11 protein-coding genes and 1 pseudogene are annotated in these 13438 nt (G+C 62.5%); 4 read left to right on the forward strand and 8 right to left on the reverse strand.

The genetic code is table 11. The annotated features are described in order from the left end of the window. The first annotated feature begins 50 nt into the window (after positions 1–50). A complete protein-coding gene (locus IVB18_RS46230) occupies positions 51–3404 on the forward strand; it encodes an AAA family ATPase (RefSeq protein WP_247986700.1) in 3354 nt (1117 codons plus the stop codon). A 192-nt stretch (positions 3405–3596) separates the two neighbouring features. Here the strand turns inward: IVB18_RS46230 and IVB18_RS46235 are convergent, their stop codons facing one another. Further along, complete coding sequence (locus IVB18_RS46235; protein ID WP_247986701.1) at positions 3597–4919, reverse strand: adenylate/guanylate cyclase domain-containing protein; 1323 nt, start codon at positions 4917–4919, stop codon at positions 3597–3599. Between the two features lie 132 nt (positions 4920–5051). Beyond that, the gene (locus tag IVB18_RS46240; protein WP_247986702.1) at positions 5052–5450 is read right to left on the reverse strand and encodes a hypothetical protein; all 399 of its coding nucleotides are present in this window, start codon (positions 5448–5450) and stop codon (positions 5052–5054) included. Positions 5451–5741: 291 nt separating this feature from the next. Here IVB18_RS46240 and IVB18_RS46245 point away from each other — a divergent pair, with 291 nt between their 5' ends. Then, positions 5742–5933 (forward strand): hypothetical protein, encoded by a 192-nt coding sequence (locus IVB18_RS46245; RefSeq protein ID WP_247986703.1) that lies wholly within the window; start codon positions 5742–5744, stop codon positions 5931–5933. Positions 5934–5959: 26 nt separating this feature from the next. Here the strand turns inward: IVB18_RS46245 and IVB18_RS46250 are convergent, their stop codons facing one another. The 5 genes from IVB18_RS46250 to IVB18_RS46270 all read right to left on the reverse strand — a co-directional run bounded on the left by IVB18_RS46250 (position 5960) and on the right by IVB18_RS46270 (position 10716). Then, positions 5960–6343, reverse strand: a complete 384-nt coding sequence (locus tag IVB18_RS46250) for a hypothetical protein (RefSeq protein ID WP_247986704.1) — start codon at positions 6341–6343, stop codon at positions 5960–5962. Between the two features lie 177 nt (positions 6344–6520). Further along, positions 6521–6763: a hypothetical protein gene (locus IVB18_RS46255; RefSeq protein WP_247986705.1), complete on the reverse strand. Its 243-nt coding sequence runs from the start codon at positions 6761–6763 to the stop codon at positions 6521–6523. Positions 6764–6948: 185 nt separating this feature from the next. Continuing rightward, positions 6949–7719, reverse strand: coding sequence for an SDR family NAD(P)-dependent oxidoreductase (locus IVB18_RS46260; protein WP_247986706.1), 771 nt, complete (start codon positions 7717–7719; stop codon positions 6949–6951). A 1035-nt stretch (positions 7720–8754) separates the two neighbouring features. Next, positions 8755–9887 (reverse strand): IS3 family transposase gene (locus tag IVB18_RS46265; protein WP_247986008.1). Its coding sequence is split into 2 segments (ribosomal slippage): positions 8755–9632 and positions 9632–9887, totalling 1134 coding nucleotides; the frame shifts between segments, so codons are not numbered across the junction. Positions 9888–10053: 166 nt separating this feature from the next. Continuing rightward, positions 10054–10716: an HAD family hydrolase gene (locus tag IVB18_RS46270; protein ID WP_247986707.1), complete on the reverse strand. Its 663-nt coding sequence runs from the start codon at positions 10714–10716 to the stop codon at positions 10054–10056. Between the two features lie 352 nt (positions 10717–11068). Between IVB18_RS46270 and IVB18_RS46275 the strand changes: the two are divergent. Beyond that, positions 11069–11338, forward strand: a pseudogene (locus IVB18_RS46275) (LLM class flavin-dependent oxidoreductase); the annotation flags it as partial. Between the two features lie 86 nt (positions 11339–11424). Here IVB18_RS46275 and IVB18_RS46280 read toward each other — a convergent pair. After that, the gene (locus IVB18_RS46280; protein WP_247986708.1) at positions 11425–12228 is read right to left on the reverse strand and encodes a dienelactone hydrolase family protein; all 804 of its coding nucleotides are present in this window, start codon (positions 12226–12228) and stop codon (positions 11425–11427) included. 153 nt (positions 12229–12381) lie between these two features. Between IVB18_RS46280 and IVB18_RS46285 the strand changes: the two genes are divergently transcribed. Then, a complete protein-coding gene (locus IVB18_RS46285; RefSeq protein ID WP_247986709.1) occupies positions 12382–13389 on the forward strand; it encodes an LLM class flavin-dependent oxidoreductase in 1008 nt (335 codons plus the stop codon). Positions 13390–13438: the final 49 nt, after the last annotated feature.

A 13438-nucleotide genomic window follows, 5' to 3' on the forward strand; every position in this document is an offset into this window, starting at 1 on the left:
GACTTTCTGTTGGTCCGGACCGGATAGCGCAAAATCCGTAGGGGGCCGCGATGCAGCAAATTGCCGACTGGCTCGAAAAGCTCGGCATGTCCGAGTACGCCCAGCGTTTTGCTGAAAACCGCATTGATTTCTCGGTCCTTCGTGAACTGACCGATCAGGACCTGAAAGATCTCGGTGTTGTCCTCGGTGATCGCCGAAAAATGTTGCGCGCGATTGCCGACATCGACGCTATCGAGAAGAACGCACCAGCCGCGCCCGCCAGGGCAACTTCAGCGCCGCCTCGCACACCCATCGCGTCAAAGCCAATCCCGACCGCAGTACCACCGCCGGCCTTGGCCGCGGCGGAGGTCGGCGGCGAGCGCCGCTATGTCACGGTGATGTTCTGCGATCTCGTCGACTCGACCGGCATTTCCGCGCAGCTCGATGCCGAAGAGTGGCGCGACCTCGTCAGGGCTTATCTCGATGCCGCCTGCGCCGCCGTGACCGAGATGGGCGGCCATGTCGCCAAGAAGTTGGGCGACGGGGTCATGGTGCTGTTCGGCTATCCGGTGGCGCAGGAGAACGACGCCGAACGCGCGGCACGAGCGGCGCTCTCAATCCAACGGGCGCTCGCCGAGGTGAACCGCAAGAATACTGAGGCTGGCAAGCCAGCACTTAACGTGCGCATCGGGATTGAAACCGGGCCGGTCGTGATCGATGCGGCGGGCGAGATTTACGGTGACGCGCCGAACGTTGCGGCGCGGGTGCAGGCGTTAGCGGAGCCAGGTACGGTCGTGGTGACGGCGCGGGTGCAGCATCACGTTGCCGGTCTGTTCGTCGTTGAGGCCCGCGGCAGCCATGAACTTAAGGGCGTGCCAGAGCCAGTGACGCTGTACCGGCTTGTGCGGGCGAGCGGGGGCGGACGCCGTGCGGGACAGCGCCATCTCACGCCGCTGGTGGGTCGCGAAGAAGAGATCGCGATGTTGATGCGGCGCTGGGAGCGGGCGCGGCGGGGCGACGGTCAGTTGGTGATAATTGTGGGCGAGCCGGGATTGGGAAAATCCCGCCTGATCGAGGAATTCCATCCCCGGCTGCGCGAGGTGCCGCACACTTGGGTCGAATGGAGTTGCTCGCAGCTTCTGCAGAACACGCCGCTGCACCCGATCGCCGATTGGGGCCGGCAGCGCTTCGGCGGCGCCGACATACCCACCGAGCGGCGTCTCGCGGACCTGGAGAATACGCTGGCGCTGGTCAAGCTCGACCCGGCGGCGAATGTCACCTTGCTTGCGCCATTATTGGACATCCCCTTGCCGCAGGACCGTGCGCCGACTTTAGAGCCGGAAGAATTGCGGCGCCGACAGCTGACAGCGCTCACCAATTGGGTCATGGCCGGCGCGCGAACTCAGCCGGTGGTGCTGGCACTTGAAGATGTGCACTGGGCTGATCCGACCACGCTCGAGCTGTTGCGCGGCATCGCCGAACGCGGTGCGCTGGCGCCCTTGCTCGTTCTCATCACCGCCAGGCCGGAGTTCCGGCCGCCATGGGGCATGCGCTCGCATCACAGCACAATCTCCCTGGCTCCGCTCGATCGCTTGCAGGTGCGGCAGATGGTCGGCGAGCTTGCCTCTCGCAATGCGCTGTCAAGGGAAGTGGTTGACGGCGTGACCGAGCGCACCGGCGGCGTGCCGCTGTTTGTCGAGGAGGTGACACGGCTCTTGCTGGAGAGCGGCGGGCATGAGGGCATCCAGGCGATTCCGCCGACCCTGCAGCAATCGTTGACGGCGCGGCTCGACCGGCTTGGCCCGGCGCGCGAGGTGGCCCAGATCGGTGCCGTTATGGGGCGCGACTTTTCCTACACACTCCTTCGCGCCGTAACCGCTATGGAAGACAGGCCGCTACAGATTGCGCTGGAACGGCTCGCCGAGGCGGACATTCTGCTGGTGCAGGGCCTACCGCCCGATGCCGATTATCGCTTCAAGCACGTGCTGATCCAGGATGCAGCTTATGAGAATTTGCTTAAGAGCCGGCGCCAGGTTTTGCACCGCCGCGTCGGCGAAGTGTTGCGCGATGATTTTGCCGCCACCGCTGCGGCCGAGCCGGAACTATTGGCACATCACTTCACAGAGGCCGGGCGCAGTGATGCCGCGGTCGAGTATTGGCAACGGGCGGGGGATTTGGCGATGGTGCGCTCGGGCCACGCCGAGGCTATTCATCACTTTTCCGTTGCGCTGGACCTCTTGAGCAAGCTTGGTGAAAAACCCGATCGTGCACCGAAAGAGCTGGAGTTATGCGTCAAGCTCGGGCCGGCCCTTGTGATAGTGAAGGGCCCCGGGTCACCGGAGGTTGAAGCGATCTACCGCCGCGCCGTGGCTCTTGAGGCGGGAAAAGACAGCGCGGCGCAGTTCAGGGCGCTATGGGGCCTCTACTACTATTCGATGACCTCGGGACGCTTGAGCGAAGCGGCGGCTCACGCCGACGAGCTTCTCAAGCTCGCGCAGCGCTTGGGCGCCGATGATCTCGTCCTTGAGGGGCATCACGCGAAGTGGGCCACGTCACTTTGGTGCGGCGAATTGGCCGCTGCAGACGAGCATTCTCAAACAGGCATTTCACGATACGACTGCACCCGGCATCATGCCCTGGCGTTCACGTTCAGTGGACATGATCCTGGCGTGTGTGCTCATGGCATCAGGGCGATCAACATCGCGCTGTTGGGCTTCCCTCAAAAGGCAATGAAGTTCGGTGCCGAGGCCGTCACGTTGGCTCGGAGCTTGTCCCATCCCTACAGCCTCGCCTTCGCCATGTGGCAATATGCGATCGTCCTTCAGGTCGGCCGCCAGAGGCAAAGCTGCTGTGATCTCGCGACTGAGCTGATCGAACTGTCGCAGGAGCACGACTTTCCCATGATGCGCGGCGCTGGAATGTTCTTCTTGGGGTGGGCGACGGCGGATGGCGGCGAACTCGAGCAGGGAATCTCTTTGATGGAACAGGGTCTCGCGCTCTTTTCGGCTGTCCGCCAAGTCACCAGACCTTACATGCTGGCCGTTTTGGCAAGCGCTAAAGCGGACCTCGGCACGCCGGACGAAGGGCTCGAATTGTTGAAGGATGCGCTCGCCTCGACAGCGGTGAGCGGTGAGCGTTGGTGGCAGGCCGAAATGCACAGCCTTAGGGGTCGGCTGCTTGCGGCGCGCGGGCAACACGATGAGAGCGAAGCCTGTTTTCGATGCGCAATCGAGGTCAGCCGCGGACAGAGTGCGAGGACGCTGGAACTGCGTGCTGCCACAAGCCTCTCGCGGCTCTGGAGCGACCGAGGCAGGAACGCCGAAGCCCGGGATCTCCTCGCCCCGATCTACGGCTGGTTCACCGAGGGTTTCGGCACGCCCGACTTGAAGGAGGCCAAAATCTTACTCGACGCGCTGGCGCGATGATGCCGCTCATGTCACGAAGTTTGTAAGGAACGTCCGCATTTTGGCCCATCGCGTTGGTTGGCGCAGTGCAGCGGCAGGTCTGGAGTCAGGGGCAGAGCAGAAGTCATCGCCTCCGGTGCGGACCGCCGCCTTTGACCCGGAAGAGACATTTGGCGAGTGCGAAGTGATCGGAGGAGCGTCAGTCCCAATTGGTCAGACTGGAGCGGCGCATGAGCGTTCGACTGCAAAGATGCGCCAATCTCCGGGAACACCCTTGAGCAAATGATTGCCACGGTCACAAAAACGCAAGCCGGAACCTGCCACCAGGTCCTTGACGGTGCTCGACACCAACACCTCGCTCGCCCCGGCGAGCGCCGCCACGCGCGCTCCGATGTGAACGGCAATGCCGCCAATATCATCGCCAATTACTTCGCACTCGCCGGTATGAAGCCCGGCGCGGACTTCAATGCCCAGCGGCCTGAGCTCGTCGGCGATGGCGCAAGCGCAGCGCACGCCGCGTGCCGGACCGTCGAAAGTGGCAAGAACGCCGTCGCCGGTCGTCTTTATTTCGTGACCGCGGAAGCGTGAGAGGGTGCGCCGCACCGCCGTGTGATGAGTGTCAAGGAGGTCGTGCCAGCGATGGTCGCCGAGCGCGGCGGCCTTCTCGGTCGAGCCCACGATGTCGGTGAAAAGCACCGTGGCAAGCAGACGGTCGACCGAGACGGGCGCACGCGAGCCGGTCAGAAACTCCTCGATCGCATCGGCAATGTCGTCGGCATTGTCGCCGACGAAGGGAAGGTGGTCGACCCCTGCAAACTCCAGATAGCGGGAGCCTGGAATATGCGCGGCGAGAAACCGGCCGCCCTCGACGCTGACGTTCCTGTCACCGGTCCGGTGGATGACGAGGGTAGGAACCCGGATCGTCGAGACGATGTCGCTGATGTCAAGCAGACGGTTCATGCGCACGAACGCGGCGGCGCCAGCAGGGCTATTGGACACTCGCTCGTTCTTGCCCCACCAGCGTTTGAACGCCAAGTCGTTCATGCGCGAGGGCGCAAATCTTGCCACGCTGCCGCCGCTGCCCCAGCCATGCTCAATATAGTCGAAAATTTGCGCCGGCGTCGATAGAACGAATGTCGATGCCGGATAGGCGTTGCAGAGCACCAGCGCCCGGCAGCGACTGGGATAGGTCGCGGCGAACAGCCCCGACATCGTGCCGCCTTCAGAAATACCGAGAAGCGCCGCCTGTTCCATGCCGGCAGCGTCCATGACGGCCCGCAGGTCGTCCATGCGCTGGTCTAGGCCCGGAAAGTCAGCGACCCGATCCGACAGGCCCGTGCCGCGCTTGTCGAACATCACCACCCGGGCGTAGTTTGCCAGGCGCAGCAGCCAACGACTCACCTCCGGTTCGTCCCACCAGTGCTCGACGTTGGTAAAGCCCGGCGGAGCGAAGACGACGTTGAGCGGACCCTCGCCGAACACTTGATAAGCGATGTGAACGTCGCCGCTCTTGGCGTACTGGGTGTCTGGCTGCATTGACGACCCCACGCTCGCCGTGACTTTCCGGCCGGCCCAGAATTATAGCAACAATCTTGATTGCAGGGAACGGCTCAATGTCGTCTGTTGGCCCAACTCGGACCTACGGTGAGGTGCGCCAACGCGCTGCTATCAGAGACAGAGCGGACCTCTCGAACAGCAGCTCGGGTTTAGAGTACACGCCCTAAGCCGCTTTCGATTTCGTGCCCTCCCGCCCGCGAGGGACGCAAAGCGTTGTGGTGTATTGCCCTGGCCATTGAACCAGAATTTCGTGCGCACCTCGCCGCTGTCGTAATCGCGATAGTCTAGGCGAACGCAATCTTTCTCAGGCAGGAGTTCGTCGAGTTCGAACGCTGCCGCCGTTGCGGACCGCAGCTTGCCAGGCCAATAGCGAAGCAATCCGGACCGGCCAACAAAGCGTTTTCCGTCGCAGCAATCGAGGGTCGCCTTATCTGCATAGAGCGCCTCCATGACGGCGAAGCCATCCGGATAGCTCACCAGGATCTTGAGGACCGTCACCTGGAAATTCACACCCGCCCCCGCGCGATCAGCGCCACATCGTGGGCGCGTGCGAGAGGGCGTCGCAGCCAAGCTGCCTGAACTCCTCGGGAGAGACCTGGCCCCTGGTAGAGGGAAAACGCTATTCTAGCTCGGTATTGCCGGCCTGGGGATTCAGAGCGTTGCGGACCGGACCGGTAGAAGTCTCGCTGGCAGTGCTCGCATTGCATCGGTGTCATGGTCCGGTTCGATATCATCAGCGCTGAGCGCTCGCTACCCGGGCCAGCGTGGTACCATGGTCTCCGCTTTACCGAGGGCATGATCATGAGCGAGACAGCCGCCGAGATGGCCAGGCTGATGAAGGTGGTCGAGGCGATCGTCGCCGAGCTGGAGCGACAGCGCGTGGCCGATGCGGTGGCAGATCTCGGGTTCGACCCGATGCAGATGGCGAGGGCGGTGATCCGCGCAGCGGACGGCGATGTGATCCCCTTCCCCGGGCGGCGCGGCTCGGACTGAGTCCTTCCGGCAGCGCGTAGCGCTCGCTACAATCCGTGGACGGTCACGTAGATGCCGCCCTTGTCTAGCTTCTCGACGGTGTAGGTGATGTCGAGCGCCGTGCTGGCAATCTTCTCCAGCGCGTCCTTCGTGAACCGTTGGGCGTTGGCTTCGGTCGGAACCACGCTGTAGTAGAGGTTGGCGGCACATGAGATGGAATTTCCGTTGCCACTCTGCTTGCGAATGTCCTCCACACGAAATGAGGTCCGGCTATGGTCGATCATGGCTCCCATAGGGTCCTTCGCCATCTCCTTGCGGGCGATGTTGCCAACGGTTTCGAGAGCGGTACTGGATGAGCAGGACAATTCTTCTGAACCGCAGCCGGCGAGCAGGAGCGTCATAGCAATCGGAAAAAGCACGCGCAGGGTCAAATTATCACCTCAGGAAATGCAACTGGCTTTTCCTGCCAGCGTGGCTGGGAAAATTCAAGTCTAGCGCGGAGCGCTCGCTACCCACGGCGACCGTGGTGCAGATCCCCACCGCGATCGGCATTCCGATGGCGGCCAGTGGCGGAAATGGTTCTCACCAGGCGAAGCCCTCGCCGGCCATCAGCCCTTGTGGGCGAGCACCCGGTATCCCTTCCTCTCCATGCAGATGGAGATCATGTCGTTGGTCCAGAGCGTGGTCGCCGTCGCCGCTATCTTCTCGTTGGTGCATGCCGACAGGTCGGCATTGTAGCGGTTCTGATCGACACCGCCCATGTCGACGACCGGTGGCTCCACGTAGGGCGTGCGGGCCGCGCAGCCGGCGAGTAACAGGGCCAGCAGGGCGATCGAGGCGACAGACTTCACGGGGCACTCCAGGTCGGCGGCGGGGTATTTGCACTATCAGCGCGGAGCGCTCGCTGCAATTGCCCTTTTGCATTATGCGCGCGGAGATGGGGCCCCAAAAAACAGGGTCGTGTCTTTTCGGAGGCCACCCTGTCCCTGCAAACGGCCAGGGATGCGGAGCAGGTCCGGCCGCACAGGCGGTTCACTTAGGTCGCAAGCCTCACTCCGGTCAGGGACGTCAATCGATCGATAAGTTTCTCCTGAAAACCGGGATCCGCTGCTTCGCTGGCCGGCTCCTGCTGCCGGAGCTGATGCCAGTAGCGCCCACTGACGAGCGCGGCGGGATCCTGGCTCACGGCCAGCCAGGTTTGCGTCTTTTGCCCCGTTTCGACATCGACCGGGGCGCCCGCTCCACCCATCTTCGTGCGCGCCCAGCCTGGATCGACCGCGTTGCTCAAGACCTGCGGCCAGCGGCGCGCCAGCGCGAACGCGAGAGCGACGACATGCAGCTTGCTTTCGGCGTAGGCCTTTGCCGCATCCCAAGTCCTCGTCTTCCAGTCGAAGTCGTCCAGCGAGCCCTCGCCGCCCCGGTGCAGGCCGCTGCTTAGGTAAACTAGTCGGTCGGGTCGCTCAATCAGTGCGGTCAGGATGTACGGCGCGAGAGTGTTGATTGCGAACGTGACGGCATGGCCTTCGGGAGTAGAGCCACGGCTAGGCTGCGTGTAGACGCCAGCGTTGTGGATGACGGCGTCCATGCGACCGATCGCGTTAACCTGATCTGCGATTTTCTCCGTCTCTGCCGCGCTTCGCAGATCTCCGACCACGACGCCGGATGAGCGCGATCTCAGTTCGCCCAGTGCAGCGACGCGGTCCGGCGATCGCGCGTGCAGCACTACCCGGTGACCTTGACCAAGGAGCGATTCCGCCGCCGCTCGGCCGAGACCGTCGGTGCTGCCGGTGATGAATATGATCGCCATGCGGCCTCCGGGTTATTTCGGAAGCACTCTACAGCGCCCGAACCTCAGTTCTCAAACGACAAGACTAAGACCCTTGCGGGCCTTGGAACGGCTCGCCGGTCGCCTAGAGTTGGATCTAAATAACAGCACCTTCGACGTGGCCAAGTCGCGAGAATGTGGTAATCATCGTCGCGCGGCGCCCCTCAATGGTGCCACACAACAACTATTCGCCGGGCCGAAAAGTTCAATAAAATCAGCCTTTCTCAGGATTGTTCACTCAGTTCAATCCTGTCTGGCAGCACCATTTCATTTTCACAGCACACGTGCATCAGCATCCTCGCGGCACAAGGCGCCCGAGTTTTGCTCGTTCCTTGACCCTCTTTGAGTGAAGAGGGCGCAGGGAAGACCGGGTGCCGGCTGGCACCCATGGTCCGCTGTGCGAAGATTTGCACACGCAAATGCACAACGGGAAAACAGGTGGGCCGGAAAACACCCGGCCTTCCCTGCGCGGTAGGTCGACGGCTTATGCCACGCTCTCCCTGGCGACGAATTCCCTTTTGTCACCGTCGCCTTGCGAATTGGCGATGCCCCGAGACCCGGTTGAGCCCCGATCCATCTCCGCAAGGCTTGACCGTAGCAACGACGGCCAGGACCACATGGTTTTGCCGTACGCATCAGTGCCGTTCGTCCGCACGCAGAAGGACCTCACGAGGTTCATCTCGCCCTGGTCCCGCATTCGCGTGCCCGACGCTGCCGCGTCCACCGCACCCCGATCCACGTTCGTTACGACGTACGATCGCCCCTCTTCCTGGACCGGGATAGGGGAGGAGTACCGCAATTCCGAATTTCGGTAAAGTGGAATATTTTTGCGGCGGAGGGTTGACGGGTTTTTGCGGGAGGCGAGTGTTTTGTCCGACGGGTCAAAATCGGCATGGGCGATTTGCGGAATGGGTAGAGCGCGACGATACGCGTCGGCTACAGCTGCAGTGATAGGCAGAGCTGGCCCCGGTTGTCTGAACAGAATCTCCGCGTCGATAGGTGGAGCTTCTGCCGGGGTTAGGCCGCCGCGCGGAGCGGAGGAAGATCGAAGTAGGCTTGATCCGGGGTGCGGTCGTCAAGGCTCGAATGTGGTCGTTGTCCGTTGTAAAAGTCGAGATACCGGCCAATCGAATGTCGCGCCTCACTGACGGTTTCGTAGGCTCGCAGATAGACCTCCTCGTATTTGACGCTTTTCCACAGTCTCTCAACGAACACGTTGTCGCGCCAGGCTCCTTTGCCATCCATGCTGATGGCGATGCCGTTGTCGGCGAGAACGCCGGTGAAGGCCGCACCAGTGAACTGCGAGCCTTGGTCGGTGTTGAAGATGTCCGGCCTGCCGTGACGCGCGAGAGCATCCTCCAGCGTCTCGACGCAGAAGGCCGCCTCCATCGTGATCGACAGCCGCCACGACAGGACACGACGTGTCGCCCAGTCCAGCACCACGGTGAGATAGACGAAGCCCTGCGCCATTGGAATGTAGGTGATGTCCATCGCCCAGACCTGGTTCGGCCGCGTGATCTCGATGCCGCGCAGCAGATACGGATAGATCTTGTGGCCGGGTTCGGGCTTCGTGGTGCGCGGACGGCGATAGAGCGCTTCTATCCCCATCCGCCGCATGAGCGTCTTCACATGCCGGCGGCCGATCTTGCACCCTTGCAAAGCCAACAGGCCTCGCAACATACGCGAACCGGCGAAGGGATACTCCAGGTGCAGCCGATCGAGCTGCCGCATGATCTCGAGGTCGGCAGAAGAAACCGGCCGCGGCAGATAGTAGACGCTGCCGCGGCTGACCTTCAAAATCTCTGCTTGCTTGGTGATCGACAGATCGTGCTTACGGTCGATCATCGCTTTGCGCTCAGCAATCCCGCCTTGGTGAGCGCGCCTTCTAAAAAATCGTTCTCCAGCGTCAGCTCCCCGATCTTGGCGTGCAGCGACTTCACGTCGATCGCAGGCGCGGACGGCGCCGTGTTCCCCGATCCGAAAACTCCGGAAGCACCGCCCTCCAACTGGGCCTTCCAGGCCGTAATCTGATTGGGGTGGACATCAAAGTGTTCGGCCAGTTGGGCTATCGTCCGGTCGCCCTTGACGGCGGCAAGCGCCACCTTCGCCTTGAAAGCCGGTGTGTGGTTCCGGCGCGGTCGTTTGCTCATGGTCTCTCCTGCTCGCGGCGATTATCGCCGTTGTCAGGCAGAAATTCCACTTATCGACCTGTTCAAATTTGCGGAGCCGGCTCTGGCTTCGCTGCGCTCTACCCGTCCTACGCGCGCTCTTTCTTCATGACCCATTGTGGAAGTCGCGCCTTGGGGAGCCATGCAATCATTCCATGCGAAGTTTCAACAAAGCCGGAAGGTCGCTCATCCGATGAAAGACGTCGTCGCAGATGGCTGCCAACTCTAGGCCAACTCGCGGATCACCTCCGGTGAAACCTAAGACTCTCATTCCTGCGGCCTTTGCCGCGTGAACTCCGGACAACGAGTCCTCAACCACGACGCAACGTGAAGGGTGCACGCCCAACGTTTGCGCGGCATGCAGAAATAGGCCGGGGTCTGGCTTCCACGAACCAACCTCGTACGCACTAAAGATGCGTCCTTCGAAACGCCCCAGCAGTTTCGTCAAACCAAGTGTATGCGTGAGCTTCGACATGGGGCCGTTAGACGCCACACAAACCGCGACGGCAATTTCAGCCAACGCTGCATGGATTCCTTCGACAGGCTTCAGTTCGGCATCAAAAGCGAGCGCGGTTGCTCGTCGAACGTCGGCGACGAAGGTGTCTCGGACATTGCGGCCCAACCGGCGCTCAATTTCGCTCACGCAATCCGCCATCTTCAGCCCTCGGAAAGAACGCATAGCGTCTTCCACGCCGATCGCCACGCCTTCCTCAGTTGCTGTTTGCGCCAAGACGGTCAGCGCAATGATCTCACTATCGACTAGAACGCCGTCCGCATCGAAGATAATGAGTTCGGGACTTGCACACGTCATCCTTGCGATGCTCCAAGCGCGCAGTTGATCAGAACTTCCCGCTATATCTTGGACGGTGGACGGAGGCCGTACTAGCAGGATTACAGCGCTGGCGTTTTTGATGGTAGGCACTACGTAACGGCATGCACGTTCCGCGTTCTCACCGGTGCCCACCCATGATCCCCTTCTCCGTGCTCGACCTCGCTCCCATCCGAAGGCAGGGCTATCGCATATGTTCCTTCACTGGAGGTCGTCATGCCCGGGCTTGTCCCGGGCATCCACGTTCTTCGTACCGCGCGGCAAGGCGTGGATGGCCGGGACAGGCCCGGCCATGACGGCGTGGAGGCTTCGGTACCCCAAGCCCTCGCGCCATATGCGATTCCCCTGCATCCGGCAGGGCGGCGATGCGGCGCAGGCGTTTCGCAATTCGCTTGATCTCGCGCAACATGCCGAGGCGTGGGGCTTCAAGCGGCTCTGGCTGGCCGAGCATCACAACATGACGGGCATCGCGAGTGCGGCGACGTCTGTCGTGATCGAGCCTGCCGCGGGCGGCACCAAGACGATCCGCGTCGGCTCCGGCGGAATCATGTTGCCGAACCATTCACCGCTGATCATCGCCGAGCAGTTCGGTACGTCCGCCGCAGAATGCCAGGGAGCGAAGCTGAAGCCCAGCTATCTCGCGCCTGAATCAGCACCAGATAGAAAAGGCCACCATGTCGGTGGCCTTGTTCATTTTTGAAGGGTGGCGACAAAGAGCTTGGCTGCTTCGGCCTTCGATTCCTGATCGGCCTTCTCGTCGTATCTGAGCGGCAAGTTGAACTTCTTGCCGAGCTCGGTGGCTTCGGGGTTCGTGAAGGCGTGCACAGCGCCGGGATATTCGATAATCCGATAATCGGCCTTCGCTGCGTCGAAATCCTTCTTGAGCGAATCGTACTGCTCGCGCTTCACGAAGGGGTCGTCCGCGCCGTTCAGAATGAGGATTTTCGCTTTGACGGTTCCCGGCGCCGGCGCGGGCGTGTTGAGATCAAGCGTTGCGTGAAAGCCCGCAACGGCGGCGAGATCAGCCCCAGTGCGCGCCATGTTCAGCACCACCGCGCCGCCGAAACAGTAACCAACGGCGCCGATCCGCTGCGGATTGACCGAGGCCTGCTTGGCGAGTTGCTCCCGCGCGGCGTTGAAGCGCTGCTCCATCACCTTCGGGTTCTTCATCACTGATCCCGAGAGCGCGTCGGCGTCCTTCGGGTTGTCGGCGCTCTTGCCGTCGCCGTACATATCCGCAATGAAGGCTGTGTAGCCCTGCTCCGCGAACTTCCGCGCCTCATTGTGGATATGCGGGGTGATGCCCCACCATTCGTGCACCATGACGATGCCGGGCCGCTTGGCCTGGGTCGCGTCGTCGTAGACAACGAAGCCCTTCATTGTGGTCTCGCCGTCCGTGTAGGTGACCGGCTCTTCCTTAACCGCTGCGTGTGCGCTCGCGACCATTGCGATGGCGCAAAGTGCTCCCACTATGCTCGTTATGTTGGTTCGCATGCTGACCTCCCGCAGGTTTTGCACAACACTACATTGGCATACCAGCGATGCCTGCGCTAGGTTTTGAAAGCGGTGTCGGCGCCCTCGCAGGCTGGGCCTAGGTCCCTATATGTGAGGCCCCGGCGCACGTCGCTCTCCATCCGGACCCCTCGCATGATCCCCTTCTCCATGCTCGATCTCGCGCCCATCCGCCAAGGTGGCGATGCGGCGCAGGCGTTTCGCAATTCGCTCGATCTCGCCCAGCATGCCGAGGCGTGGGGCTTCAAACGGTTCTGGCTCGCCGAGCATCACAACATGACGGGCATCGCGAGTGCCGCGACGTCGGTCGTGATCGGCCACATCGCGGGCGGCACCAGGACGATTCGCGTCGGCTCCGGCGGCGTCATGCTGCCGAACCATTCGCCGCTGATCATCGCCGAGCAGTTCGGCACGCTGGAGTCGCTCTATCCGGGGCGGATCGATCTCGGGCTCGGGCGGGCGCCGGGCACCGACCAGCTCACCGCGCGGGCGCTGCGGCGCGATCTCGCCACCACTTCCGAGAATTTTCCGCATGACGTGCTGGAATTGCAGGCGCTGCTCGGCGACGTGCAGCCGAACCAGGCGATCCGCGCCGTTCCCGGCATGGGGACCAAGGTGCCGCTCTGGATTCTCGGCTCGAGCACCTTTGGCGCGCAGCTCGCGGCGATGCTGGGGCTGCCGTTTGCGTTCGCCTCGCACTTCGCACCGGGCATGATGATGCCGGCGCTGCGCGAGTACCGGGCGCGCTTCGAGCCCTCAGTGCAGCTCGACAAGCCTTACGCGATGGTCGGCGTCAACGTGTTCGCGGCAGACAGCGACGCGGAGGCGCAGCGGATGTTCTCATCGCTGCAGCAGCAGTTCATCAATTTGCGCCGCGGCACGCCGGGTCCGCTGCCGCCGCCGGTCGACGACATGGACGCGCTGTGGTCGCCCGCGGAGAAAGCCGGCGTCGGCCAGTCACTCGCCTGCTCCGTGGTCGGCTCTCCTGAACTGGTCGAGCGCGGGCTGAAGACGCTGATCGCCGACACCGGTGCGGACGAGCTGATGACGACGGGGCAGATCTACGATCACGCCGCGCGGCTGCGCTCGTTCGAGACCGCGGCCGGGGTGCGGGACCGGCTGGCTGGACAATCGGCGGTGTGAGCGCGGTGCGTCCTGGAGCGGGATGATTGGGTTTGATTGCTGCAACGAC

This window comes from Bradyrhizobium sp. 186, from assembly GCF_023101685.1.
Classification (GTDB): Bacteria; Pseudomonadota; Alphaproteobacteria; order Rhizobiales; family Xanthobacteraceae; genus Bradyrhizobium.